Consider the following 25,603-nt stretch of genomic DNA (forward strand, 5'->3'; position numbering starts at 1 on the left):
GCGTACCGACCATGAGCCTCGCGACCGGCGGAGCCACAGCCCCGCCGGTCGCCCTTCCCCTCCGGGAGAGAGACTCTCGTCAGGCCTCGTAGGAGTCCGCCACCATCCGGTCCAGCGTGCGGACGCCCCAGCCGACGGCGCCGTCCGGCACGGTCGGTGACTTGCTGTCCTTCACCCAGGCGGTCGGGGCGATGTCTATGTGGGCCCACGGCACGCCGTTGGTGAAACGCTGCAGGAACAGGGCGGCGGTGATCGAACCGCCGGCGCGACCGTTGCCGGTGTTCTTCACGTCGGCGATCGGGCTGTCGATGTGACGCTCGTAGGCGGCCGGGATCGGCATGCGCCAGGCGTTCTCGCCGACCTTGGGCGCCGCGGCGAGGAAGTTGTTCGCCAGTTCATCCGAGTTCGAGAACACGCCCGCATACTCCAGACCCAGGGCGACGATCATCGCGCCGGTGAGGGTGGCCAGGTCGAGCATGAATTTCGGCTTGAACCGCTCCTGGGTGTACCAGAGGCAGTCGGCCAGCACGAGGCGGCCCTCGGCGTCGGTGTTCAGCACCTCGACCGACTGGCCCGAGAGGGACATGACCACGTCGCCGGGGCGCTGGGCTGCGCCGTCCGGCATGTTCTCGACCAGACCGATCACGCCGATGGCGTTGACCTTGGCCTTGCGGCCCGCCAGCGCATGCATCAGGCCGGTCACGGCGGCGGAACCGCCCATATCCCACTTCATTTCCTCCATGCCGTCGGCCGGCTTGATGGAGATGCCGCCGGTGTCGAAGCAGACGCCCTTGCCGACGAAGGCGATCGGCTGCTCGCCCTTCTTGCCGCCGTTCCATTTCATGATGGCGACCTGGCTCTCGCGGACACTGCCCTGACCCACGGCCAGCAGGGTGCGGAAGCCCAGCTTCTCCAGCTCCTTCTCGCCGAGGATCTCGACTTCGAGACCCAGCTTCTCCAGCGCCTTGGCGCGTTTGGCGTATTCGACGGGGTACAGGACGTTGGCGGGTTCGCTGACCAGATCGCGCGCGAACTCGACGGCGTCGGCCACCGGGGACAGCTTGTCATAGGCGGCCTTGGCCGCCGTCACGTCGGCGGCGACGACCTTGACCGTCTCGATCGACGGCGTCTTCTCGGGCTTCAGCGTGGTGCGGTATTTCAGGAAGCGGTAGGCGGCCAGCCGGGCCGCGAAGGCGGCGCGGGCGGCCTGTTCGGCGGACAGGGCGTAGGCGTCGATGGTCAGCGACTTCGCGCCCGACAGCTTGACGGCGTGATAGGCGGCGCCGGCGGCGGTCTCGAGCGCCAGATCGTCGAATTTGCCGGCCTCGCCGCCGCCCGTCAGCACGATCGTGTCCGCGCCGACGCCGGCCGGCGCCGCGACCACCAGGGTGCTGTTCGAACCGCCGGTGAAGCGGCTGGCGTTCATCGCCCGGGTCAGGGCGCCCGAGGCCGCCGTATCGAGGTTTCCGCCCGTCCCGTGCAGGGCCCTGCCCTCGTGAACCAGAACGGCCAGCACTTCGGCTCCGCTGGCGGACGCGACGAACTCGATCTTCATGGGCTACTCCCGCCGGAATTGAATGTCCCGGACTTGCTTACAGGGTCGCGCGCGGCGACTGTCGCCGATGCGCGGGGATGTGTATTAGAGGCGTTCCGGCCGCCGCCTGCAACGGGCGATTTCCTCCGTATATGACGCTGATTCAAGGCTATCTTTTTCGCCAGATCGCCCGACCCGTCGTCGGAGCGTGCGCCGCGCTGGCCGGGATCGGCATCCTTAGCCAGAGCCTCGATCAACTCGAGGTTATCGTCGAGCGCGGTCAGAGCGTCGGGGTGATGGTCAAGCTGACGCTCCTCGCCGTTCCTCAACTTCTGGCGGTGATCGTCCCGATCGGCCTGTTCGTCGGCGCCCTGATCGCCCTCACTCGCCTGCAGCGCGAACAGGAGCTGACCGCCGTGTTCGCTTCCGGCGTCACCCGCTGGTCGGCGATTCGGCCCGCCGTGCGCATCGCCGCCATCGCCGCCGTCCTGACCCTGGTCGTCACCACCGTCCTGCAGCCGTGGGCGCAACGCCAGGCGCGCGCCGAGGCCTTCGCGGTGCGCACCGATCTCGCCGCCCTGCTGGTCGAGGAGGGCCGCTTCGTCGAGGGGCCGGACGGGCTGACCGTCTATGTCCAGCAGATCGAGCAGAACGGCCTGCTCAAGAACATCTTCATCTACCAGGCCGGGGAAGACCGGGTGACGACCTGGGACGCGGCGGAGGCCCGCTTCTCGCGCATCGACGGCGAGCCGATCCTGACCCTGATCGACGGGTCGTGGCAGCGCTATTCCAGCCGCGGCGTTCTGGAGCATCTGTCGTTCGGCCGACAGGACGTGCCGCTTGGCCAGTACTCCGAGGTGACGGATACGATCCGCTACAAGCCGTCGGACCTCTACCTGCCCCAGCTTCTCAATCCGTCGCCACAGGATCTGGAGCGGGTGGGATCCGCCGGCGAACTGCGGGCCGAAGCCCACTCGCGCCTGTCGGCGCCGCTGTACGCGCTTTTGGCGATGGCCATGGCGCTGTCGGCCATACTTGGCGGCCAGTTCAGCCGCACCGGCTACAGCCTGCGCATCGCCCGGGTCGCGGGCGCCTTCCTGATCATCCGCATCGTCGGCTACGGCATCGTGGCCGCGAGCGCGTGGAACGGCTGGCTCAACGTATTCCAGTACCTGCTGCCCATCGCCGGGACGGCCATAGCCCTGCGGCTGCTGTTCCGGGCGCTGAAGCCGCGCCGGCGGCGGTCCTGGCCCGCCTTCGAGCGACTGAAGGCGAGGTTCGCATGAGCGCGGCAGACCAGACCCGGACCTGGCTCCGGCTAGGCCGGATCGAACGCTATGTGCTGGTCCAGCAGGCGCGCTCGCTGGCCATCGCGCTGGGCGTCATCTCGGCCCTGATCATGCTGATCGACTTCGTCGAGATCTCGCGTGGCGTCGGTTCGGACGTCGACCTGTCGGCGGTGCGCATCCTCGGCCTGATGCTGCTGAAGTCGCCGCAGGTCATCGTCCAGCTCCTGCCGTTCGTCTTCCTGTTCGGCACCCTCGCCGCGTTCGTGGCGCTGAACCGGCGCAGCGAGCTGATCGCCATGCGCGCGGCGGGCCTGTCGGCGTGGCGGTTCGTCTTGCCGGCGGCCGGCGCGGCCTTCCTGTTCGGCGTGATCACGGTCACGGCGCTCGGCCCTTTGGCGGCCTCGGCGGACGGCCTGTTCCAGCGCGAGCGAACCCGCCTGTCCGGGTCGGCGAACGCGTCGGAGACCGTGTGGATTCGGGAGGGCGACGACACCCGGCAGATGGTCATCCGCGCCGACCGGCAGGACCGCGCCAACGCCCGCCTGCTGGGCGTAACCTTCTTCATCTACGCCACCGACGACGAGGGACACCGGTCCTTCCGCGAACGCATCGACGCGGCCTCCGCCTCGCTGAACGCGGGACGGTGGCGGCTGCTCGACGCCGTCGGGGCCCAGATCGGCCAGAGGGCCGTGCGCTATGAGACGCTGGACCTGCTCTCCAGCCTCGCCGACGAGGAGGCCTTCGAACGGTTCGCCCGACCGCAATCGACGCCGTTCTGGTCGCTTCCGGGCCAGATCGGACGGGTCGAGGCCGCAGGGTTCTCGAGCACAGCCTACCGGCTGCGGCTGCAACAACTGCTGGCCACGCCGCTGATGTTCGCGGCCATGTCGATCCTGGCGGCCGCCTTCTCGCTACGCCTCATGCGGCTGGGCGACCTGGCGCGGATGAGCCTGGCGGCGGTGGTGCTCGGCTTCGGCTTCTTCTTCGTCAACCAGGCCGCGTCGGCCTTCGGTTCGGCCGAGGTCATCCCGCCGTGGCTGGCCGCGTGGCTGCCGCCGTTGTTGACGGCGCTCGCCGCCTTCACCTTGCTGTTCTATACCGAAGACGGGTAAGCGAACGCCCGCCCTTCGTTCCCCACCGTCCACCGAGTGAGCCTGAATGCCGCGTCACCGCCGCGTCGATACGGGAGGCCTGCGCCTCCGGCTTCTGGCCGGCGCCGCCGTCGTGGCCCTGGCGTCATGGAGCGGCGCGGCGCAGGCCCAGGACGCTCCGGCGCCCACCGCCCCGCCGGTGGTCGGTCCCGACGGCCTGACGCCGGACGCGGTCTATCTGGAAGCCGACGTCGCCTTGCGCGAGGGCGACGTGATCAGCGCGACCGGCGAGACCGAGCGGGTGCTGGCCCGCTTCCGCAACACCACGCTTCGCGCCGGTCGGCTGAGCTACGACCTGAACCTCGGGGTGGCCACGGCCGACGACCGGGTCGAATTCGTCGATCCGGAAGGCAATGTCATCTTCGCCAGCCATCTGGAGCTCGACTCCGACCTGAAGGCGGGCGTGGCGGTGGATTTCGCGACTCGCTTCCGCAACGGGGCCAGCCTGATGGCGGCGACGGCGGTGCGGCGCAGCGAGAACGTCAGTGAACTGAACTACGCCCTGTTCACCCCCTGCCCGATCTGCGACGCCGAGGGGAACCCGAAGGAACCCAGCATCGCCATCCAGGCGGAGAAGGTGGTCCAGGACGAAAGCCTGCGCGCGGTGCTGTATCGCAACGCGGTGTTCCGGGTCGGCGGCGTGCCGGTGCTCTACCTGCCGTATTTCGCCCATCCGGACCCGACGGTCGAACGGGCCTCGGGCTTTCTCGTGCCCACGCCCAGCTATGACGAGGGCCGGGGCGTCAGTCTCGAGCTACCCTATCTGCAGGTCGTCTCCCCATCGGAGGACTGGCTGATCAGTCCGCAGTTCAACAGCCGGGTTTCGCCGCTGCTGAACCTGCAATGGCGGCGTCGGTTCGAGAATGGAATCGTCGTGCTGCGCGGCGGCTACACCTACGAGCGGAATTTCGGCGACTTCGATCTGGACGGCGACGGCGACGCCGAGAGCAACGTCAAGTTCGGCGACCGCACCAGCCGCAGCTATTTCCTCGGCCACGGGCGGTTCGATCCCGCGGGCCCGTGGCGCTGGGGGTTCACCGCGGAGCGAACCTCGGACAAGACCCTGTTCGACCGTTACGACGTCCGCGATCCCTATCAGGACAACGGCCTGTACTACGGCGACCAGCGGCGGCTGATCAGTCAGGTCTACACCGAGCACCAGACCGACCGGTCCTACGTGTCGGTCGCCGCCTTCGCGCTGCAGAGCCTCCGCGTGGTTCGCTTCGATCCGGTCACCCCGGCGCTGAACCAGTTCGAGGACGACGGGGCGTTGCCCGTGGTCGCGCCGTTGATCGAGGCCAGGTGGGAGCCGGACGGGCCGGTGTTCGGGGGACGGCTGCGCCTGCGCGGCTCGGCGGTTTCGCTCTATCGCGACGACTATGTCGGCAGCCCGGTTCTGCGGCCCGAAATCACGCTTCCGGGGCCGACCCTCGGCCTGCCGGGCGTGGACAGCCGCCGGGTCTCGGGCCAGGTCGACTGGCGCCGGACGATGATCTCGGAGATGGGCGTGCGTTGGGAGCCGTTCGTCGATCTGCGCGCCGACCTCTATTCGGTCGGCGACCTGCCTCCGGCGCTCGGGCTCGAGGAGGAAACACTCGGCCGGGGCCGGGCCACCGCCGGTGTCGACGTCCGCTATCCGCTGATCCGGCGCTTCGGTACGGCGGACATGATCCTCGAGCCGATGGCGCAGCTGTCGATTTCAACCGATGCCGACCTCGACCCTCGCCTGCCCAACGAGGACAGCCAGACGGTCGAGCTGGACGAGAGTTCGCTGTTCCGCGTCGACCGCTTCCCCGGCTACGACCTGTACGAGGGCGGCCTGCGCCTTACGACAGGCGTGCGCACCACGCTGCGCTGGGAAGAGGGCCGGCAGGCCAGCCTGTTCATCGGCCGGAGCCTGCGCGCCGAAGAGGAGCCGGCCTTCCTCGTGCCCGTGCCTGACGCGCCGGCCCAGCTCTATGACCCGACGGGGCTGGCATCCGACACCTCGGACTGGGTGGTCCAGGCTGATTTCTCGCCGTCGGACCGTATTCGCGGCTGGGGCCACGCGACGCTCGATTCAAGCGGCAACGTCCGGCGGGCCGAAATCGCGGTCGACGGACGCTGGGGACGGCGCAACCTGGCCACGGTCAGCTATATCATCGACCGTTCGAACCCCCTGGCCGGTCCGAACAACCGCAACTACGAATTCCTGCAACTGGCGGGACAGCAGTTCGTCTACGGCAACTGGGGCGTGGCCTTCTCGGGCATCGCCGATCTGGAGCGCACCCCGCGGCCGGGCCAGCCCGACCCGGGCTACCTGGTTCAGTCCGAGATCGGCGTTCTGTTCGACGACGAATGCTTCCGGTTCGAACTGGGCTGGCGGCGCGACAACACCAGCGTGAGGCCCTCCGGTCCCTCGGAAGGCCCTTATGTGCGCCTAACCCTCGCCACTTTCGGCGGTACAGGATATTGACGGGGCGACGGGCGCCGGCCGGCGCGCGATTTCGGTTGCGCGCAGGTCGCCAGAACCGGGCTCGAACCGGCCGCGCCGCTTGAGGAACCAGGACTAACATGCGTTTTCAGCGTTACTTGACGGGCGTGGCGATCGCCGCCCTCCTGGCCGGAACGGCCGTGGCCCAGACCGCGCCGCAGGAACCGGCGGCGGCGGGGACGTTGAACCCCGCGGCCGAGCAGGCGCCGCCCGCCGCGCCGGCCGCCGCTCCGCAGTTCCAGATGGCCGACGGCATCCTGGCCACCGTCAACGACAGCGTCATCACCGGCTACGACCTGCGCCAGCGCATGCTGCTGCTGATCGCCATGACCCAGGTCCAGCCGACGCCCGAGAACATTCCGGCCATCCAGCAGGAAGCCCTGAACGCCCTCATTGACGAGCGCCTGCAGGTGCAGGAGTTGGCCAATTACGAGGATCTCGTCGTCACCGACCAGGAGGTCAGCGAGGAGATCGCCGCCATGGCCCAGGAAGTCGGCGCGGCTCCCGAAGCCTATCTGTCCTTTCTCGAGGCCGGCGGCATTCGCCCGCAGACGCTGCGCGAACAGCTGCGCACCCAGATCGGCTGGCAACGGCTGGTCGGCGGCCGTTTCCAGAGCCGCGCGCGTGTCAGCAGGGGCGCCGTCGACGCCGCGCTGCGCCAGATTTCCGAGGCCGCGTCCAAGAAGCAGTATCTGATCGGCGAAATCTACATCGAGGCCGCGCGGGTCGGCGGCCAGCAGGCCGCGTTGAACGGCGCCAACCAGCTGGTCCAGCAGATGGTCCAGGGCGCGCCCTTCCAGGCCGTGGCGCAGCAGTTCTCTTCGGCGCCCTCGGCGACCCGTGGCGGCGACGCCGGCTGGGTGGTCGCCGGCACCGTCAATCCGACCTTGCAGACGGCGATGGATCAACTCGAAGTCGGTCAGCTGTCCCGGCCGATCCCGGTCGAGGGCGGCGTCTACATCATCTACATGCGTGACAAGCGCGACGGGGCGGCGATCAACCTGGTGCAGCTGAAGCAGGTGATGGTCGAGCTGCCGGAAACCGCCACCGAGGCCGAGGTGGCCGCGGCGGCGCAAAGGCTGGAGGCCCTGCGGCCTCAGCTGACCTGCGACACCATGCTGCAACGGGCCACGTCCGAGCAGGGCCTGCTCGGCGCCGACCTGGGCGAGGCCGATGTCCAGAACCTGGCCCCGCAGTTCCAGCAGGTGGCGCGCTCGGCTCCGGTCGGATCGGTCAGCTCGCCGGTCCGCACCCCTCTGGGCCTGCACCTGCTCGGCGTCTGCGGCCGCCGCGCCGGCGGGGCGGAGGCCCCGAACCAACAGGTGGTCGAGAACCAGTTGTTCCGCCAGAACCTGGCCACGCTGGCCCGGCGCTACATGCGCGACCTGCGTGAAGACGCCCTGATCGAGTACAAGCAGTGACAGCCGGCCCGCCGCTGGCCCTGACCATGGGCGAGCCGGCGGGCGTGGGACCCGAGATCATCGCCCGCGCCTGGGCGGCGCTGAAGGCCGGCGACGGCGCGGCCTTCGTCGTCGTCGGCGACGCCGCCCTGATGCGGGCGCAGGGCGTACCCGTACAGGCGGTCACCGCACCGTCGGACGCCGCCGCCGTGTTCGCCCGCGCCGTGCCCGTGCTCGACATCCCCCTGCCCGCCCCGGTCCGGCCGGGCCGACCCGACGCCGGCAACGCCGGAACGGTGGCCGACTGGATCGAGCAGGCGGTCAACCTGGCCATGGCCGGCGAGGTCGCCGGCCTCGTCACCGCCCCGATCGCCAAGGCCCCGCTGTACGCCGCCGGCTTCCGCTTCCCGGGCCATACCGAGTTCATCGCCGAACTGACCGCCGACGCGCCGTTCAGCGGCGTGCGCGGGCCGGTGATGATGCTGACCGCGAAAGACCTGCGCGCCTGCCTGGTGACGATCCACTCGCCGCTGGCCGAGGTTCCCGAACTGGTCACCGCCGAACGGGTGACCCGAACCGCCCGGGTCGTGCACGAGGCGATGCGGCGCGACTTCGGCATCGCCCGGCCCCGGCTGGCCCTGGCCGCGCTGAACCCGCACGCCGGCGAGAGTGGCGCGCTGGGGCTGGAGGAGATCGAGGTGCTGGTCCCGGCAGCGGCGGCGCTGCGCGGCGAGGGCGTCGACATCACCGATCCCCAGCCCGCCGACACCCTGTTCCACGACGAGGCCCGCGCCGGCTACGACGCGGTGCTGTGCCTGTATCACGATCAGGCGCTGATCCCGGTCAAGACGCTGGACTTCTGGGGCGGCGTCAACGCGACGCTGGGGTTGCCGGTGGTGCGGACGTCGCCCGACCACGGGACCGGGTTCGACATCGCGGGCAAGGGCGTGGCGCGCGCGGACAGCCTGATCGCGGCGGTGCGGCTGGCGGGAGAGATGGCGGTCAGACGCAGCGCGTAATCCTCCCGGCAAGGGGAAGGTCTGGCGTCTCTCCTGCCGTGCGGCGGCAGTCCCCCTCCACCCTCCTTCGCCTTCGGCTCCGGATGGTCCCCCTCCCCCTGCGGGGGAGGATTGCGTATGAAGCTGAATGACGTCAGCCGACCTCCCCTCCCTTCGCGAAACGCTCGACGCTCACGGCCTGCTGGCGAAGAAGAGCTTCGGGCAGCATTTTCTGCTCGACCTCAATGTGACGCGGAAGATCGTCAGACTGGCGGGGCCGTTCGAGGGACGGAGCGTGATCGAGGTGGGCCCGGGCCCCGGCGGGCTGACGCGGGCGCTGCTGGAGAGCGACGCCGGCAAGGTGGTGCTGGTCGAGAAGGATCCGCGCTTCCTGCCGCTGCTGGCCGAACTGGACGACGGCTCGGGGCGGCTCGCGATCGTCGAGGGCGACGCGCTGAAGGTGCGCGAGGCCGAGTTGGTCGAAGGCCCGGCGCATGTGGTGTCGAACCTGCCGTACAACGTCGGCACGGCCCTGCTGATCAAATGGCTGACCGGCCCGTGGACGCCGCACGCCCTGACCCTGATGTTCCAGAAGGAGGTGGCCGAACGCATCGTGGCCGCGCCCGGGGACGACGCCTACGGCCGGCTCGCGGTCATCGCCCAGGCGGTGTGCGAGGCCAGGCTGGTCATGCACCTGCCCGCCGCCGCCTTCACCCCGCCGCCCAAGGTGGCGAGCGCGGTGGTGCATCTGGTTCCGCGGGCCGACCGGCCGGACCGGGAGACGCTGAAGCGGCTGGAGCGGGTCACGGCGGCAGCCTTCGGGCAGCGGCGGAAGATGCTGCGATCCAGCCTGAAGACGCTGGGCGGCGCGGCGCTGTGCGAGGCGGCGGGGATCGAGCCGGACGCGCGGGCCGAGGTGGTGGACGGGGCGGGGTTTTTGCGGCTGGCGGCGGCGCTGGGGGCGAGCTGACAAGGCGACCGTCGGCTTGGAGGCGTTTTCAAAAAACACCGGCTGTTGTTCGCAGGACACCAACAAAAGCCGGCGCCATGGCCGTGCATTGGGGTGCGGACCAGGTCTCGCGTTGGGGTTTCTGGTCGCGAGGCGGGCCACCGCGACGCCGCCGGCCCTGGCCGCAAGAACCTAGACCCACGGTTCCCGCCAGATGCCGCGATCGATGGGTCCGGGATGAAGCCGGCGGCCCCGCCCTAAACCGCCTCGTTCAGCAGCGCCGTCTTGTATTTCTCGACCCAGATGTTGCGGAAGCGCTTCGAGCGCTCGGCGTGGTAGATGTGGGCCAGCTCGGCGTAGGAGCGGTCGAAGTCGTCGTTGACGAAGACGTAGTCGAACGCGCCGCAGTGCTCGATCTCGCCCTTGGCGTTAGCGATGCGGCGGTCGATGACCTCCTCGGCGTCCTGCGAGCGGGTGACGAGGCGGCGGCGCAGCTCTTCCAGGCTGGGCGGCAGGATGAAGACGCGGACGGCGTCCTCGGGGCATTTGGCGGCGATGTCGCGGGCGCCCTGCCAGTCGATGTCGAACAGCACGTCGCGGCCCTCGGCGAGGGCGCGGTCGATGGGCGCCCGGGGGCTGCCGTAGCGGCTGCCGTGGACGTCGGCCCATTCGAGGAAGGCGTCGGCCTCTACCATGCGCTGGAACTCGGCGTCATCGACGAAATGGTAGTCGCGGTCGGCCACCTCGCCCGGGCGGATGCCGCGGGTGGTGGTGGAGATCGACAGTTCGAGGCCGCCGTGGTCGGCCATCAGGCGGCGGCACAGGCTGGTCTTGCCGGCGCCCGAGGGGCTGGCGACGATCAGGAGGACGCCGCGGCGGGGCGTGCGTTCATTCGACATTCTGGACCTGTTCCCGCAGCTGCTCGATGACGGCCTTCAGCTCAAGGCCGATTCCGGTGAGCGCCGTGGTAGCCGATTTTGAGCAGAGGGTGTTCGCCTCGCGCATGAATTCCTGCATCAGGAAGTCGAGTTTCCGCCCGGCGGGGGGTTGTTGCAACAGCGCGCGGGCCGAGGCGACGTGCGCGGCCAGGCGGTCGAGCTCCTCGCGCACGTCGGCGCGGGTGGCGAGGGCGGCGGCCTCGATGAAGATGCGGTCCTGTAGGCCGGGGGCGTCGGGGGCGAGTTCCGTCATGCGGCGGGTGAAGCGGTCGCGGATGGCCTCAACCTGGGCGGCGGCTTCCGTCTCGGCGGCGGCGATCAAGCGTTCGATGGCGTCGATGAAGCCGGTGGCGAGCGGCAGCAGCTGGGCGCCCTCGCGGTCGCGGGACGCCTTGAGTGCGTTGAAAGCGGCGTCGATCGAGGCGGCCATGGCGGTTTCGACGGCGGCGCGGGCGGCCGGGTCCTCGTCCTCCTCGGGCGTTTCGAGCACGCCGCGAAGGGCCAGCAGGCCGTCGGCCGAGGGCGGGGTCGCCCCCTCCTCCGCGAGTTCGTTGGCGAGGGCCAGGTAGCGGGCGAGGATGTCCTCATTGACCCGCAGGGCGGCGGCGCCGGGGTCGGCGCGCCTGGTCTGTATTCCGACGGTGAGCTGGCCGCGGCTGAAATGCTTCTGGGCCGCGGCCTTGGCGAGGGGTTCGAGGCGGTCGAAACTTGGCGGGCCGCGGAAGCGGACCTCGAGGTTGCGGCCGTTGACCGAGCGGGCCTCGACCGACCAGGTCCAGCCGCCCTCGGCGCCCTCGGCCCGGCCGAAGCCGGTCATGCCGGAAATGGCGGTCATTGGGCGGGCTCGGTCTGGGGCACGCGGATCACCTGCGCGCCGGCCGGGACGGTCACCCCGGGCGGAAGGGTGGCCGGGTCGGGATGGGCGTTGGGCACCGTTGGGACGGTGCCGGGCACCGGCGGCGGGGGACTGCCGGGGGGCAGGCCGGCCTTGCGCCGCTCGATCTCGCGCCAGCGGGCGACATTGGCGAGGTGCTCGTCGAAGGTGCGGGCGAAGACGTGGCCGCCCGAGCCGTCGGCGACGAAGAACAGCTCGTCGGACGGCGGCGGGTTGAGCACGGCGGCGAGGGCCTCTCGGCCGGGATTGGCGATCGGCGTCGGGGGCAGGCCGGCGATCTGGTAGGTGTTCCACGGCGTTTCCCGGGCGAGCTCGGAGCGGCGGATGCCGCGGCCGAGCGGCCGTCCCTGGGTGATGCCGTAGACGATGGTCGGATCGCTCTCCAGTCTCATGCCGAGACGCAGGCGGTTGGAGAAGACCGCGGCCACGCGCGGCCGTTCAGCGGCGACGCCGGTCTCCTTTTCGACGATGGAGGCGAGGATGACGGCCTCTTCCGGTGACCGGACGACCGTGCGGGGCGAGCGGGCGGCCCAGAGGCGGGCGAGGTTTTCGGTGTGGGCGGTGGTCATGCGGCCGATGACGGAGGCGCGGGTTTCGCCGCGGCTGATCTCATAGGTGTCGGGCCAGAGCGAGCCCTCTTCCGGCGTCGCGTCCATCTCGCCGGTCAGGAGGGGCTGGCTCATCAGGATGTCGACGGCCTGGGCCGAGGACCAGCCTTCCGGCAGGGTCACGTAGTGGCGAACCACCCGGCCCTCGACCAGCAGCACGAGGACGGAGCGCAGGGAGGCCCGGTCGGGCACCTCATATTCGCCGGCGCGCAGCTTGCGGTCGGCGCCGGTCAGGGTGGCGGCGGCCTTGAACATGTCGGTCGAACGGATGACGCCGGCCGCCTTCAGATTGGCGGCGATGGCGCTGACCCCGGCCCCGCTGGGCAGGGTGACGATGGTCGTATCGCCCTCGCGGGCCTCAGGCCCGGGCGCGTAGAACACGCTCCAGGCGGCGACGATGGCGATGATGAGGAACAGGCTGAACGTGGCCGAGGCCGCCAGCAGCGCCGTGGCCCCGCCCGATCTGGGTTGTCTGGACTTCGGAGCCCCCGCTCCCCGAGACCGTCCGAACATCAGCCGACCTTTTTGAAGATGACGCTGGCGTTGGTGCCGCCGAAGCCGAAGCTGTTGGACATCGCCACGTCGATCTTCATCGGCTGACCCTTGTCCCTGACCATGTTCAGCGGCGTCTCCCGCTCGGGATTGTCGAGATTGATCGTCGGCGGCGCGATCTGGTCGCGGATGGCCAGGATGCAGAAGATGGCCTCGATGGCCCCGGCGGCCCCCAGCAGGTGGCCAGTCATGGACTTGGTCGAGGACAGGGCCACGTTGGGGGCGTGGTCGCCCATCAGCCGCTCGATGGCGCCGGCCTCGATCCAGTCGGCCATGGTCGAGGTGCCGTGGGCGTTGACGTAGTCGATGTCGGAGACGTCGATGCCGGCCCGCTTCACCGCCATCTGCATAGCCCGGTAGCCGCCGTTGCCGTCCTCGGCCGGAGCGGTGATGTGGTAGGCGTCGCCGCTCATGCCGTAGCCGACGACCTCGGCGTAGATGGTCGCGCCGCGCGCCTTGGCGTGCTCGTATTCCTCGAGCACGACGATGCCGGCGCCCTCGCCCATGATGAAGCCGGAATGGTCCTTGTCCCACGGCCGCGAGGCCTTTTCCGGGGCATCGTTATAGGCGGTGCACAGGGCCTTGCAGGCCAGGAATCCGGCGATGCCGATCGGCACGATCGAGCTTTCGGCGCCGCCCGCGACCATGACGTCGGCGTCGTCCAGCGCGATCATCCGGGCCGCGTCGCCGATGGCGTGGGCCCCGGTGGCGCAGGCGGTGACCACCGAATGGTTGGGGCCCTTCAGTCCGTGGCGGATCGAGATCTGGCCCGAGGTCAGGTTGATCAGGGCTGAGGGAATGAAGAACGGGCTGACCCGGCGCGGGCCCTGCTCCTTAAGGATGAGGGCGGTGTCGGCGATGGGGCCGAGGCCGCCGATGCCGGAGCCGACCATGACCCCGGTGCGCTCGCGCTGTTCCTCGGTCTCGGGCTTCCAGCCGGAATCGGCGAGCGCCTCGTCCGCGGCGGCGATGGCGTAGACGATGAAGTCGTCGACCCGTTTGCGGTCCTTGGGCGACATCACCTTCTCGTGGTCGAACACGCCCGGCTGGCCGGGAGCGCCGCCGCCGCGGCCGTCGACGGACGGAATCTCGCCCGCGATGGTGCAGGCGTAGCCCTCGGTATCGAAGCTGGTGATGGGGCCGATGCCTGAGCGGCCCTCGACAATGCCCTTCCAGTTGTGTTCGACGCCCCAGCCGAGGGGGGTCAATAGGCCTAGGCCCGTGACGACGACGCGGCGCATGCGCGCTCCTTCACTCAGAATCTTGACCTTAAACAGTAATGGCCGCCGGGCGGCCCCGCTAGGGGCGCGCCACGGCGGCCATCAAAGCCGTATCGAGATGGAGGCGATCAGCCGGCCAGCTTCTCGTCGATGAACTTCACGGCGTCGCCGACGGTCTGGATGTGTTCGGCGGCGTCGTCCGGGATCTCGATGTCGAATTCTTCCTCGAAGGCCATGACCAGTTCGACATTGTCGAGCGAGTCAGCGCCCAGATCGTCGATGAAGCTGGCCTTTTCAACGACCTTTTCCGGATCGGCGTCCAGGTGGTCGATGACGATCTTGCGGACGCGTTCCAGGGTGTCGGACATGTGTGTCTCTGCTCGTTAGGCCGCCGAAGCGGCTGTTGTCTTCAGTCCTTGCCGTATGACGACGGCGACGGCTGCGCAAGCCTTCAACGAAGACTCACCACAACCGGTTGCGAGGGCTTTAGCACAGGCGGGAGGGCTGGAAATAGCCCAGCCAGCCCCGATCGATCAGATCATCGCCATGCCGCCGTTGACGTGAAGGGTCTGGCCCGTGACGTAGGCGGCTTCGTCGGAGGACAGGTAGACTGCGGCGGCGGCGATCTCGTCGCCCGAGCCGAGGCGTCCGAGCGGGATGGTCTTGAGGATGGTCTCGCGCTGCTGGTCGTTGAGCACGTCGGTCATCGGCGAGGCGATGAAGCCCGGAGCGATGCAGTTGACGGTGATGCCCCGCGAGCCGACCTCCTGGGCCAGCGACTTGGAGAAGCCGATCATGCCGGCCTTCGAGGCGGAATAGTTGGTCTGGCCGGGGTTGCCGGTGACGCCGACCACCGAGGTGACGCCGATGATGCGGCCCGAACGGCGCTTCATCATCCCCTTCATGGCGGCCCGCGACAGGCGGAAATAGGATTCCAGATTGATCTTGATGACCTCCTGGAAGTCCTCGTCCTTCATCCGCATCAGCAGGCCGTCCCTGGTGATGCCCGCATTGGCGACGAGGATGTCGAGCGGGGCCCCGGCGGCCTCTTCGGCGCGGGCGATCAGGCCGTCGACCGATTCCGGGTCCGACAGGTTGGCGGCGGCGGCGAAGGCGCGCTCGCCGAGTTCCTTCGCCAGATCCTGCAGCACCGCCTCGCGGGTGCCGGACAGGACGACGGCGGCGCCTTGCGCGTGCAGGGCGCGGGCGACCGCCCCGCCGATGCCCCCGGTGGCGCCGGTGACGAGCGCGGTCTTGCCAGATAGGTTGAACATAGGAGTAGCTCCGCCATTACCTTTGGCGCGGTCCTAGCCGAGCCCGCGCCACATCGCCAGAGGTCCGCCGATGCAGGAACGTTCCACGATCCCGTCCCGGTTCGCCGTCGACCGCCGCCGTTTGTTGCTGGGCGCGGGGGCGCTCGGGCTTTCGGGCTGCGCCACATTCCGGCGCGGGCCCGCGCCGGAGGTGCGCGGGCTGGATATCCTGCCCCGCACCCAGGACGTCCTGAACCGCTATGTCGCCGGCGGCCGCCTGCCCGGCGCCGTGGTGGGCGTGCGGACGCCCGACGGCCGCAAGGCTTTCGTCCGGGCCGGAACGCTGGATTTCAACGTCTTCGACCAGGTCACGCCCGACAGCCTGTTCCGCATCTATTCGATGTCCAAGCCGGTCACAGGCGTGGCCGCGGCCCTGCTGATCGAGGACGGACGGCTGGCGCTGGACCAGCCGGTGGCGGACCTCGTGCCAGAGTTCTCGAACCTGACCGTGGCGATCCACCCCGACAAGGGGCTGGAGGCGCAGCCGGCGCGCAATGTGATGACCATCCGCCATCTGCTGACCCACACCAGCGGCCTGACCTACAACATCATGGGCGACGGGCCGGTGCAGCAGGCCTACCGGCGGGCGGGCATCCTGCCCTACACGGGCGATCTGGGAGCCGAGCCCGGCGACGCGCCCAAGGTCCGCGACCTGGACGAAATGGTCCAGCAGCTGGGCGACATCCCGCTGCTGTTCGAGCCGGGAACGGCCTACAGCTACAGCGTCTCGCTGGACGTGCTGGGACTGGTCATCCAGCGGGCCTCGGGAATGAGCTTTCCCGAGTTCCTACGGCGGCGGCTGTTCGACCCGATCGGCATGGACGACACCCGTTTCGGCATCGACCCCGGACAGGCGGGGCGTATGGCGGCGCTGTACGACTATTCCCCACCCGGACGGCGGCTCGACGAGGGCGGATCGATCGAGGCCTATTCGAAGCCGGTGACGCTGTACGCCGGGGGCGCGGGACTGGTCTCGACCGCTGAGGACTACCTGGCCTTCCTGACCACCGTGCTGGACGACGGCCGCGCGGGCCGGGTGCGGGTGATGAAGCCCGAGACCGCCCGGCTGGTGCGCACCGACATCATGCCCGAAGGGCTGGACGCCGACGGCGGCGGCTTCGGGTTCGGCGGCTCTGTGGCGCGGCCGGGCGCGTGGAACGCCGGCGAGTACGGCTGGGACGGCGCGGCGGGGACCAAGGCGTGGCTTGACCCTGTCCGCGACTACGCCGCCGTGATCATGGTGCAGTTTTTCCCCTGGGGCGCCCTGCCGATCTCAAGTGAAGCGCGGGCGGCGGTGGAGGCGGACCTGGGCGTCCAGCGGGCCTGACGCGGCTCAGAGCGACTTCGCGAACGCTTCCAGCTCCTCGGGCGTGTTCAGCGCCGCGCTCTCGGCGTCGGGCGCGATGCGTTTGGCCATACCGGCCAGGACCTTGCCGGAGCCGATCTCGGCGAAGCGGGTCACGCCCCCCTCCCCGGCCATCCACTCCATGCTCTCGCGCCAGCGGACGCGGCCGGTGACCTGTTCAACCAGCAGGCGGCGGATGACCTCGGGGTCGGTCTCCGGACGGGCGGTGACGTTGGCGACCACGGCCACGGCGGGCGCGGCGATGGTCGCCCCGGCCAGCGCCGTGGCCATCTCGTCGGCGGCGGGCTGCATCAGCGGGCAGTGGAAGGGGGCCGACACGTTCAGCGGAATCGCTCGTGCGCCCAGTTCCTTGGCCTTCTCGATGGCGCGGTCGACGGCCGCCTTTTCACCGGAAATGACGATGTTGCCGGCGTTGTTGTCATTGGCCACAACACAGACGCCGACCTCGGAGCCGACCCTGGCGGCCTCTTCAGCCAGGGCGAGATCGGTCTTCGGGCCGATCAGCGAGGCCATCGCCCCCCGGCCGACCGGAACGGCGCGCTGCATGGCCTGACCGCGCAGCTTCAGCAGGCGGGCGGTGTCGGACAGGCTGAGGGCGCGGACGGCGCACAGGGCCGAGTATTCGCCCAGCGAGTGACCGGCCACGAAACCGGCGCGGGTGACGTCGACGCCGAACTCGACCTTGAGGGCGCGGATCGCGGCCAGCGACACGGCCATCAGGGCCGGCTGGGCGTTCTCGGTCAGGGTCAGCTGGTCCTCGGGACCGTCGCGCATCATCTGGCTGAGATGCTGCCCCAGCGCCTCGTCCACCTCGGCGAAGACCTCGCGGGCGGAAGAGAAGGCGTCGGCCAGCGCCGCGCCCATGCCGACCGACTGACTGCCTTGACCGGGGAACAGCAGGGCGAGGGTCATGAGAGGACTCCGAAAGGCCGTGAATCGAGGGCGGAGGGGTAGGACGATCAGGCGGAGGGGGCAAGCACGCCCCCACCGAACTCAGAACAACACGCCCGGGTTCATGATCCGGTTCGGGTCGAGGGCGGCGCGGACGGCCTGCATGGTGCGGATTTCCAGCGGCGACTTGTAGCGCCGGGCCTCCTCGGTTTTGAGGCGGCCAAGGCCGTGTTCGGCCGAGATGGAGCCGTCGTAGCGGGCGACGATGTCGTGAACCACCTGGGAGCCTTCGGCCCAGCGGCCGAGGAAGGCCTTCAGGTCGCCGCCGGGCGGGCACAGCACGTCGTAGTGGAGGTTGCCGTCGCCGACGTGGCCGAAGGCGCTGACCCGGGCGCCGGGGTGGAAGCGCTCGACGGCGGCGGTGGCCTCCTCGAGAAAGTCGGCGATGCGCGAGATCGGCACGGAGACGTCGTGCTTCCAGCCGCCGCCCTCGGGCTTCTGGGCGGCGGACTGCTCCTCGCGGACCTTCCAGAAGGCGGCGCGCTGGCTGTCGTTCTGGGCGATGGCGGCGTCGGTGATCAGGCCGGTCTCGAAGGCATGGGTCAACAACCGCTCCATGGCCGCGTCGGCGGCGCCCGGCTCGCCGGAGACCAGTTCGATCAGGACGTACCAGGCGGGCGTCGAATCGAGCGGCTCGCGCGTGTCGGGGATGTTGGCCAGCACGAAGGTCATGCCGAGGCGCTTCATCAGTTCGAAGGCCTCGACGCCGCCGCCGGTCTCGGCCTTGGCGCGGGCGAGGAGCTCGATGGCGGCGGACGGACTGTCGAGGCCAACCATGGCCGTGGCCCGACTACGCATGACCGGGAACAGCTTCAGCGTCGCGGCGGTGACCACGCCGAGCGTGCCCTCGGCGCCGATCAGCAGCTGCTTCAGGTCGTAGCCGGTGTTGTCCTTCCTGAGCCGCTTGAGGCCGTGAAAGATCTCGCCGTCGGGAAGGACAGCCTCGACCCCCAGAACCAGGTCGCGTATGACGCCGTACCGGATCACGGCGGTGCCGCCGGCGTTGGTCGAGACGACCCCGCCGACGGTGGCGCTGCCCTCGGCGGCGAGGCTGAGCGGGAACATGCGGTCGGCGGCCGCCGCGGCCTGTTGGGCTTCCAGAAGGGTGACGCCCGCTTCGACGGTCATCGCGTCGTCGAGCGGTGTGACGTCGCGGACCGCGCGCAGCCTGCGGGTCGAGAGCAACACCTCGCCATAGGGAATCTGGCCGCCGACGAGGCCGGTGTCCCCGCCTTGGGGGACGATGGCGACGCGGTGTTCGGCGCAGACGCGGACCGCGGCGGCGACCTGCTCCGTCGAGCGGGGCGTCAGCATCAGCGGGGTGTGGCCGGTCCAGCGATTGCGCCACTCGGTCAGCCACGGGGCGATCTCGGCGGGATCGTCGGTCCAGCCGCCGTCGCCGAGGACGGACTTGAGGGCGGCGAGAGCTTCGAGGGACGGGGCGGTCATGACGTCGGTTGTGTCAAAGTCGTGGACGCGGCGAAAGGGCCAAGCCAGGGTCCTGCGATGTCCACCGTCCTGCCCGCCCCTGTCCCGTGCGTCGGCGTCGTCTGCCTGCGCGGCGACGAGGTGCTGCTGATCCGGCGGGGACGACCGCCGCGGCAGGGCGACTGGAGCCTGCCCGGCGGGCGGATCGAGCCTGGCGAGCGGGCGATCGACGCGGCGTTGCGCGAGCTGCGCGAGGAGACCGGCGTCGAGGCGGAGATCACCGGGCTGGTCGACGTGGTGGACGGGCTCTTCCCGGAGGCGGGCCGGCACTATGTGCTGATCGACTACGCCGCCCGCTGGGTCTCGGGCGAGCCGGTGGCCGGCGACGACGCGCTGGAGGCGCGATTCGCGCCGCTGGACCAGGTCGAGGCGCTGGTCGACTGGGAGGAGACGCGGCGAGTGATCGATCTTGCGGCGGCGGCAAGGCGAGTGACCTGAGACGACCGGTATGCCACGGTGACGCTTTCCGGCGCTCGGCCGGATGGGGGACTTCACATCATGCGTATCCGTAGTGTCGCCGTCGCGCTCGTCGCCTCGGCCTTCCTCGCGCCCGCCGCCATGGCGCAGAGCGCCTCGATCGACTTCACCCTCACCAACGACACCGACAACGTGCTGACCCGGCTGTATATTTCACTGCCGTCGACGAACGAGTGGGAAGAAGACATCCTCGGCGAGGACGTACTGGGAGCCGGCGAAAGCATCGACATCTCGATCGACGACGGCCTGCCCGAGTGCGTTTACGACATCCGGGCCGATTTCGACGACGGCGAGTCGGTCCAGGTGGCGCAGGTGGACTTTTGCGAACTGGACGGTGAGGAGCTGACGGTCAGCGAATAGGCGTCGCCGTCACGAGGGGCGGCTCCGGCGTCGGAGCCGTCCCTTTCATTACAGGGATGTCATCTTTCAGTGTTCGGTTTCGCTGGCGGGCGGGCCGTCGGGTGCTAACCTGAGCCGGACAGGGAGATATCATGGACACCTCGCTTCTTTTCACCGTCGCCTTGGTCGCGCTGGCCTTCGTGCTGTTGTTCAGCGTCGTGAAGATCGTGCCGCAAGGCCGTGAATTCACGGTCGAACGCTTCGGCAAATACACCCGCACCCTGGCCCCGGGCATCAGCCTGCTGACGCCCTTCGTCGAGCGGGTCGGGCGGCGCATGAACATGATGGAGCAGGTCCTGGACGTGCCCCAGCAGGAGGTCATCACCAAGGACAACGCCATGGTGAAGGTCGACGCCATCGTCTTCATCCAGGTGATGGAGGCCTCGGCCGCCGCTTACCGGGTCGAAAACCTGCCCTACGCCATCACCCAGCTGTGCATGACCAACCTGCGCACCGTGGTCGGCTCGATGGAGCTGGACGAAGTGCTGTTCCAGCGCGACTCGATCAACTCGCGCCTGCTGACCGTGATCGACGCGGCGACCGAGCCGTGGGGGGTCAAGGTCAACCGCATCGAGATCAAGGATCTGACCCCGCCCGCCGACATCACCAACGCCATGGCGCGGCAGATGAAGGCCGAACGCGAGAAGCGGGCCGTGATCACCGAGGCCGAGGGCGAGAAACAGGCCGCCATCGCCCGCGCCGAGGGGGCCAAGCAGTCGGCCATCCTGCAGGCCGAGGGCCGCAAGGAAGCCGCCTTCCGCGACGCCGAGGCCCGCGAGCGGGAGGCCGAGGCCGAGGCCAAGGCGACCGCCATGGTGTCCGAGGCCATCGCCCGCGGCGACGTCAACGCCATCAACTACTTCGTGGCCCAGAAATACGTCGAGGCCTTCGCCGAACTGGCCCGCAACCCGACGCAGAAGACGGTCATCGTGCCGGCCGAGATGTCCGGACTGGTCGGCACCATCGCCGGCCTGGGCGAACTGGTGGGACTGGCCAAGGAGCAGCAGCAGAGCCGCACTGACGTCCGCGCTGCGCCGCCGGCGCCGCGCCCGGCGTCGCCGCGTCCGCCCCGCGGCGGCGGTTCGGTTCCGGGGACCTAGCCATGGACGCCCTGATCAACCTGCACGCCGCGCAGCCTTACTGGATCTGGCTGGCCATCGGCGTGATCCTGCTGGCGGTGGAAGCCGCCTTCTCGACCGAGTGGCTGCTGTGGCCGGCGGTGGCGGCGGGGGTGGTGGCGGTGGTCACCGCGCTCGGCCTGCCGCTGGGCGTGCTGGGTGAAGTCGTGCTCTTCGCGGCCCTGACGGTGCTGGCCACCCTGCTGTCGCGCCGGCTGGTGCAGCGGGTCAATCCGTCGGACAGCCCCGATATCAACGCCCGCGACAGCCGCCTGGTCGGCCAGCGGGCCCAGGTGGTGCAGGCCTTTGTCGACGGCCGCGGGCGGGTGTTCGTCTCGGGATCGGAATGGGTCGCCGAGATCGAAGGCGCCGCGCCGCTGGCCGGCGAGAGCGTGATCGTCGAAGCCATCGACGGGCCGAAGCTGAAGGTGCGGGCGGCCTAGCCGGCCCGCATATCCTCGATCCCGCGATTGGCCAGGCCGTCGGCGCGTTCGTTGAGGACGTGGCCGGCGTGGCCCTTGACCCAGTGCCATTTGACGTCGTGACGGGCGCGGGCGGCGTCGAGCCGCTTCCACAGGTCCTCGTTCTTGACCGGCTTCTTGTCGGCCGTTTTCCACCCGCGCGCCTTCCAGCCCCGGATCCATTCGGTGATGCCGGTCATGACGTATTTGCTGTCGGTGTGAAGGTCGACGCGGCACGGCCGGGTCAGGGCCTCGAGCGCCATGATGGCGCCCATCAGCTCCATGCGGTTGTTGGTGGTCAGCGGCTCGCCGCCCCACAGCTCCTTCTCGTGGCCGCCGCCGGTCTGCAGGATCGCGCCCCAGCCTCCGGGGCCGGGGTTGCCCTTGCAGGCGCCGTCGGTGTGGATGATCACGTGATTCATGCGCGCGTCCCTAACAGGTTCGCTTGGCGTCGCGCCACTGAACGGCCTATATGCGGCGGAAGAGTTTGAACGGGTCGGGCGAGACCCGGAACAGGAGACATCTCGTGGGTTCTTTCAGCATCTGGCACTGGGCCATCGTCGCCATCATCGTGCTGCTGCTGTTCGGCGGCCGGGGCAAGCTGTCGGGCCTGATGGGCGACGCCGCCAAGGGCGTCCGGGCATTCCGCGACGGCCTCAAGGACACCGACGAGGACAAGCCGCGTGACGAACGCGCCGGCGCCCTGCCGCGCACCGAGTCGGAAAAAGAAGACCTGAAGCAATAGTCGCATCGCGTCGGAGAGACTGACGGATGGGTGGTCTTGGTCCCGGCATCGGCGGGCTTGAAATCCTTGTCATCGGCCTTGTGGCCCTGCTGGTGGTGGGGCCCAAGGACCTGCCCCTGCTCATGCGCAAGGTCGGCAAGGCCATGGGCAAGGCGCGCGCCATGGCCAACGAGTTCCGCTCCAGCTTCGACGAGATGGCGCGGCAGTCGGAGCTTGATGAGCTTCGCAAGGAGGTCGAGGCGCTGCGCACCGGCCAGGGCATGGTCCCGCTCGGAGCCGAGGCGGACGCCGCCTTTCGTGACATCCGCAACGACCTGAACAAGCCGCTCTACGAGGCGGAGAAGCCCGCGCTGACCGGACCCGACGAATGGCCGGACAGCGCACCGGTCATGGAGCCGCTGGAGCCCCTGGCTGAGCCGAAACCGAAGGCGAAGGCGAAGCCGCGCGCCAGGTCGACCGCCGCCGCGAAGACGGCCGCCGCCAAGACGGCCTCGGTCAAAACGGCGGGCGGCAAGTCCCGGGCGATCCGCGCCAGGAAGGTGGACCTGTGAGCCGGCTCGAGCGGGACGAAGACGAGATCGAGGCGTCGCGCGCGCCCCTGATGGATCACCTGATCGAGCTGCGCGGGCGGCTGGTGATCTGCGTCGTCGCCTTCGTGCTGGGCTTCATCCTGTGCTTCGCCTTCTCGGAGCCGCTGTACATCTTCCTGGTCAAGCCGTTCGCGGCGGCCGCGGCCTTCCACAGCGCCGTCGGCCCCGACGGCCATGTCTCGCCGCTGGACCTGATACTCGGCACGGCGGGCCTGAAGGCGCTGCCGGTGGTCGATGGCCAGATGGTCAATCTGATCTACACGGCGCCGCTGGAAATCCTCTTCACCAAGATGAAGCTGGCCGGTTTCGGGGCCGTGGTCGTGACCTTCCCCATTCTGGCCTGGCAGCTGTACCGGTTCGTGGCGCCGGGCCTGTACCGCAACGAGAAGGGCGCCTTCCTGCCTTTCCTGATCGCAGCCCCCCTGCTGTTCCTGCTCGGCGCGGCGCTGGTCTATTTCGTCATGCTGCCGTTCGTCATGTGGTTCTCGCTGAGCCAGCAGATCACCGCCGGCGGCGTATCAGCGGAACTGCTGCCCAAGGTGTCGGACTACCTCGACCTGGTCACGGCGCTGCTGCTCGCCTTCGGCCTGTGCTTCCAGCTGCCGGTGGTGATGACGCTGCTGGGCCTGGCGGGCATCATCAGCTCGAAGGTCATGGCCGAGGGCCGCCGCTACGCCATCGTGGCCGTCGTCGTGCTTGCGGCGGTGGTGACCCCGCCCGATCCGATCAGCCAGCTGATGCTCGCGATCCCGCTGGTGCTGCTCTACGAGGTCTCGATCTGGTGCGTGCGGCTGATCGAGCTGCGGCGCGGGAAGGCGGATGAAGCGGAAGCGGCGGCGGTCTGAACCAGACTGCCCGGAACCGCTTCGGAGCGTGACCGTTTGGCCCGGGTCCCATTTCAGGAGCCCGCCATGAGAATCCACAACCGCCTGACCCTCGCCGCCTCCATCGGCGCTCTCGCGCTCGCCGCCGCGGCCTGCACGCCGGCGGACAACGACGCCGACACCGCCGCCAATGAAACCGCTGCCGCGGACGGCGCGGATACGACCATCATCGAGCGGGAAGTGCCGGGCGATACGGTGGTCGTCGAGCGCGAAGTGCCGGTCCCGACGCCGCCCGTGGTCGTCGATCGCAAGGACGGCGACTCCACCACCATCCGGGCCAACGAGGACGGGCTCGAGGTCGAGACGACCAACCGCTGATCCGTTCCGGACGTGAAAAGGGCGCCGGACGGTTTCCCGTCCGGCGCCCTCGATCGTCAGCCCCCGCTGTCGATCAGCAGCTGTAGTACATGTCGAATTCGACGGGGTGCGGGTGCAGTTGCAGCCGCAGCACCTCTTCCATCTTCAGCTCGATGTAGCTGTCGATGAAGTCGTCATCCATGACGCCGCCCTTCTTGAGGAAGGCGCGGTCCTTGTCGAGGTTCTCGAGCGCCTCCTTGAGCGAACCGCACACCTCGGGGATGTTGCCGCGCTCTTCCGGCGGCAGGTCGTAGAGGTTCTTGTCCGCCGCGGCGCCGGGATCGATACGGTTCTCGATGCCGTCCAGACCGGCCATCAGCAGGGCCACGAAGGTCAGATAGGGGTTGCCCATCGGATCGGGGAAGCGCGCCTCGATGCGCTTGGCCTTGGGCGACGACACGAACGGGATGCGGATCGACGCCGAGCGGTTGCGCGACGAATAGGCCAGCTTCACCGGGGCTTCGTAGCCCGGAACGAGGCGCTTGTAGGAGTTGGTGGTCGAGTTGGCGAAGGCGTTGATGGCCTTGGCGTGCTTGATGATGCCGCCGATGTACCACAGGCACATGTCCGACAGGCCGGCGTATTTGTCGCCCGCGAACAGGGGCTTGCCGTCGCGCCAGATCGACTGGTGCACGTGCATGCCCGAGCCGTTGTCGCCGAAGGTCGGCTTGGCCATGAAGGTGGCCGATTTGCCGTAGGCGGCGGCGACGTTGTGGATCACGTACTTATAGAGCTGGGTCCGGTCGGCCATGGTCAGCAGGTCGCTGAACTTCAGGCCCAGTTCGTGCTGGGCCGGCGCGACCTCGTGGTGGTGCTTCTCGGGCTGCATGCCCAGGTCGCGCATGACGCCCAGCATCTCGCCGCGCAGGTCCTGGGCGCTGTCGGTCGGGTTGACCGGGAAATAGCCGCCCTTGTGCGTCGGGCGGTGACCCATGTTGCCTTCGGAATATTCAGCGCCGGTGTTGGCCGGCAGCTCGATCGAATCGTAGCTGTAGCCGGTGTCGTGGGAGGCCGTGGACCAGCGCACGTCGTCGAAGATGAAGAACTCGGCTTCCGGGCCGAAGTAGACCGTGTCGCCCACGCCCGAGGACTGCACATAGGCCAGCGCCTTCTTGGCCATCGAACGGCTGTCGCGGTTGTAGGGCTCGCCCGTATCGGGGTTCAGCACGTCGCAGAACAGGAACAGGGTGGTCTGCTGGTAGAAGGGATCGATCCAGAAATTGGCCAGGTCCGGCTTCAGCAGCATGTCGGACTCGTTGATCGCCTTCCAGCCGGCGATCGAGGAGCCGTCGAACATCGTCCCCTCTTCCAGGAACTCCTCGTCGACAAGGTCGATGTCGAAGGTGACGTGCTGCATACGCCCCTTGGTGTCGGTGAAACGGAGATCGACGTATTTCACGTCCTTCTCCTTGATCTCCGAAAGGATTTTCTTGGCGCTCATTCTCGA

Annotated in this window: 26 protein-coding genes; 15 read left to right on the forward strand and 11 right to left on the reverse strand. The window is 69.2% G+C overall.

All coding sequences use genetic code 11. The features are described from left to right. Positions 1-79: 79 nt before the first annotated feature. On the reverse strand, positions 80-1,555 hold the full coding sequence (locus tag ACSQ1L_RS03795; protein WP_435992092.1) for a leucyl aminopeptidase: 1,476 nt from the start codon (positions 1,553-1,555) through the stop codon (positions 80-82). Positions 1,556-1,686: 131 nt separating this feature from the next. Between ACSQ1L_RS03795 and ACSQ1L_RS03800 the strand changes: the two genes are divergently transcribed. The 6 genes from ACSQ1L_RS03800 (at position 1,687) to rsmA (ending at position 9,815) form a co-directional block, all read left to right on the forward strand. Continuing rightward, positions 1,687-2,820: an LptF/LptG family permease gene (locus tag ACSQ1L_RS03800; RefSeq protein WP_435992094.1), complete on the forward strand. Its 1,134-nt coding sequence runs from the start codon at positions 1,687-1,689 to the stop codon at positions 2,818-2,820. Then, positions 2,817-3,935, forward strand: coding sequence for an LPS export ABC transporter permease LptG (gene lptG / locus ACSQ1L_RS03805; RefSeq protein ID WP_435992096.1), 1,119 nt, complete (start codon positions 2,817-2,819; stop codon positions 3,933-3,935). The genes ACSQ1L_RS03800 and lptG overlap by 4 nt, the downstream gene beginning before the upstream one ends. 46 nt (positions 3,936-3,981) lie before the next feature. After that, on the forward strand, positions 3,982-6,429 hold the full coding sequence (locus tag ACSQ1L_RS03810) for an LPS-assembly protein LptD (protein ID WP_435992098.1): 2,448 nt from the start codon (positions 3,982-3,984) through the stop codon (positions 6,427-6,429). Positions 6,430-6,527: 98 nt separating this feature from the next. Then, a complete protein-coding gene (locus ACSQ1L_RS03815; RefSeq protein ID WP_435992099.1) occupies positions 6,528-7,868 on the forward strand; it encodes a peptidylprolyl isomerase in 1,341 nt (446 codons plus the stop codon). After that, positions 7,865-8,866, forward strand: a complete 1,002-nt coding sequence (gene pdxA, locus ACSQ1L_RS03820) for a 4-hydroxythreonine-4-phosphate dehydrogenase PdxA (RefSeq protein WP_435992101.1) — start codon at positions 7,865-7,867, stop codon at positions 8,864-8,866. The genes ACSQ1L_RS03815 and pdxA overlap by 4 nt, the downstream gene beginning before the upstream one ends. Before the next feature lie 127 nt (positions 8,867-8,993). Next, complete coding sequence (gene rsmA, locus ACSQ1L_RS03825) at positions 8,994-9,815, forward strand: 16S rRNA (adenine(1518)-N(6)/adenine(1519)-N(6))-dimethyltransferase RsmA (protein ID WP_435992103.1); 822 nt, start codon at positions 8,994-8,996, stop codon at positions 9,813-9,815. A gap of 236 nt (positions 9,816-10,051) precedes the next feature. On the opposite strand, the gene gmk is transcribed toward rsmA, so the two are convergent. The 6 genes from gmk to fabG form a co-directional block, all read right to left on the reverse strand. Then, positions 10,052-10,693, reverse strand: a complete 642-nt coding sequence (gmk, locus tag ACSQ1L_RS03830; protein WP_435992105.1) for a guanylate kinase — start codon at positions 10,691-10,693, stop codon at positions 10,052-10,054. Further along, on the reverse strand, positions 10,683-11,567 hold the full coding sequence (locus ACSQ1L_RS03835) for a YicC/YloC family endoribonuclease (protein WP_435992107.1): 885 nt from the start codon (positions 11,565-11,567) through the stop codon (positions 10,683-10,685). The genes gmk and ACSQ1L_RS03835 overlap by 11 nt, the downstream gene beginning before the upstream one ends. Then, positions 11,564-12,748: an endolytic transglycosylase MltG gene (gene mltG, locus ACSQ1L_RS03840; RefSeq protein WP_435992109.1), complete on the reverse strand. Its 1,185-nt coding sequence runs from the start codon at positions 12,746-12,748 to the stop codon at positions 11,564-11,566. Before mltG ends, ACSQ1L_RS03835 begins: the two co-directional genes overlap by 4 nt. Further along, positions 12,748-14,028, reverse strand: coding sequence for a beta-ketoacyl-ACP synthase II (gene fabF / locus ACSQ1L_RS03845; protein WP_435992111.1), 1,281 nt, complete (start codon positions 14,026-14,028; stop codon positions 12,748-12,750). Before fabF ends, mltG begins: the two co-directional genes overlap by 1 nt. Positions 14,029-14,135: 107 nt before the next feature. Beyond that, on the reverse strand, positions 14,136-14,375 hold the full coding sequence (locus tag ACSQ1L_RS03850; protein ID WP_055830235.1) for an acyl carrier protein: 240 nt from the start codon (positions 14,373-14,375) through the stop codon (positions 14,136-14,138). A 165-nt stretch (positions 14,376-14,540) separates the two neighbouring features. Then, entirely contained in the window at positions 14,541-15,281 is a 741-nt protein-coding gene (gene fabG / locus ACSQ1L_RS03855) for a 3-oxoacyl-[acyl-carrier-protein] reductase (protein ID WP_435992113.1), read from the reverse strand. Between the two features lie 70 nt (positions 15,282-15,351). On the opposite strand from fabG, the gene ACSQ1L_RS03860 reads away from it, so the two are divergent. Then, positions 15,352-16,647 (forward strand): serine hydrolase domain-containing protein, encoded by a 1,296-nt coding sequence (locus ACSQ1L_RS03860; RefSeq protein WP_435992115.1) that lies wholly within the window; start codon positions 15,352-15,354, stop codon positions 16,645-16,647. Positions 16,648-16,653: 6 nt separating this feature from the next. On the opposite strand, the gene fabD is transcribed toward ACSQ1L_RS03860, so the two are convergent. After that, a complete protein-coding gene (fabD, locus tag ACSQ1L_RS03865; RefSeq protein WP_435992117.1) occupies positions 16,654-17,598 on the reverse strand; it encodes an ACP S-malonyltransferase in 945 nt (314 codons plus the stop codon). Positions 17,599-17,679: 81 nt separating this feature from the next. Continuing rightward, entirely contained in the window at positions 17,680-19,086 is a 1,407-nt protein-coding gene (locus ACSQ1L_RS03870; RefSeq protein ID WP_435992119.1) for an FAD-binding oxidoreductase, read from the reverse strand. Between the two features lie 57 nt (positions 19,087-19,143). Here ACSQ1L_RS03870 and ACSQ1L_RS03875 point away from each other — a divergent pair, with 57 nt between their 5' ends. From ACSQ1L_RS03875 to ACSQ1L_RS03890, 4 genes are all read left to right on the forward strand, one after another. Then, positions 19,144-19,563: an NUDIX hydrolase gene (locus ACSQ1L_RS03875; RefSeq protein WP_435992121.1), complete on the forward strand. Its 420-nt coding sequence runs from the start codon at positions 19,144-19,146 to the stop codon at positions 19,561-19,563. 60 nt (positions 19,564-19,623) lie between these two features. After that, the gene (locus tag ACSQ1L_RS03880; protein WP_435992123.1) at positions 19,624-19,962 is read left to right on the forward strand and encodes a hypothetical protein; all 339 of its coding nucleotides are present in this window, start codon (positions 19,624-19,626) and stop codon (positions 19,960-19,962) included. Positions 19,963-20,093: 131 nt separating this feature from the next. Then, positions 20,094-21,101 carry an SPFH domain-containing protein gene (locus tag ACSQ1L_RS03885; RefSeq protein ID WP_435992125.1) on the forward strand — a complete coding sequence of 336 codons (1,008 nt, stop codon included), beginning with the start codon at positions 20,094-20,096 and terminating at the stop codon, positions 21,099-21,101. A gap of 2 nt (positions 21,102-21,103) precedes the next feature. Further along, the gene (locus ACSQ1L_RS03890) at positions 21,104-21,562 is read left to right on the forward strand and encodes an NfeD family protein (protein WP_435992127.1); all 459 of its coding nucleotides are present in this window, start codon (positions 21,104-21,106) and stop codon (positions 21,560-21,562) included. Here the strand turns inward: ACSQ1L_RS03890 and rnhA are convergent. Continuing rightward, positions 21,559-22,002: a ribonuclease HI gene (gene rnhA / locus ACSQ1L_RS03895; RefSeq protein WP_435992129.1), complete on the reverse strand. Its 444-nt coding sequence runs from the start codon at positions 22,000-22,002 to the stop codon at positions 21,559-21,561. The two genes, ACSQ1L_RS03890 and rnhA, sit on opposite strands and share 4 nt — an antisense overlap. 104 nt (positions 22,003-22,106) lie before the next feature. Here rnhA and ACSQ1L_RS03900 point away from each other — a divergent pair, with 104 nt between their 5' ends. From ACSQ1L_RS03900 to ACSQ1L_RS03915, 4 genes are all read left to right on the forward strand, one after another. Continuing rightward, complete coding sequence (locus tag ACSQ1L_RS03900) at positions 22,107-22,325, forward strand: twin-arginine translocase TatA/TatE family subunit (RefSeq protein ID WP_435992131.1); 219 nt, start codon at positions 22,107-22,109, stop codon at positions 22,323-22,325. 26 nt (positions 22,326-22,351) lie between these two features. After that, positions 22,352-22,876: a Sec-independent protein translocase protein TatB gene (tatB, locus tag ACSQ1L_RS03905; RefSeq protein WP_435992133.1), complete on the forward strand. Its 525-nt coding sequence runs from the start codon at positions 22,352-22,354 to the stop codon at positions 22,874-22,876. Beyond that, the gene (gene tatC / locus ACSQ1L_RS03910; protein ID WP_435992135.1) at positions 22,873-23,760 is read left to right on the forward strand and encodes a twin-arginine translocase subunit TatC; all 888 of its coding nucleotides are present in this window, start codon (positions 22,873-22,875) and stop codon (positions 23,758-23,760) included. The genes tatB and tatC overlap by 4 nt, the downstream gene beginning before the upstream one ends. A gap of 66 nt (positions 23,761-23,826) precedes the next feature. Further along, entirely contained in the window at positions 23,827-24,117 is a 291-nt protein-coding gene (locus ACSQ1L_RS03915; RefSeq protein ID WP_435992137.1) for a hypothetical protein, read from the forward strand. Between the two features lie 73 nt (positions 24,118-24,190). Here ACSQ1L_RS03915 and glnA read toward each other — a convergent pair whose 3' ends face one another. Beyond that, positions 24,191-25,597, reverse strand: coding sequence for a type I glutamate--ammonia ligase (gene glnA / locus ACSQ1L_RS03920; RefSeq protein WP_435992139.1), 1,407 nt, complete (start codon positions 25,595-25,597; stop codon positions 24,191-24,193). Between the last annotated feature and the right edge of the window lie 6 nt (positions 25,598-25,603).

The organism is Brevundimonas sp. LjRoot202 (assembly GCF_964253355.1).
GTDB lineage: Bacteria > Pseudomonadota > Alphaproteobacteria > Caulobacterales > Caulobacteraceae > Brevundimonas.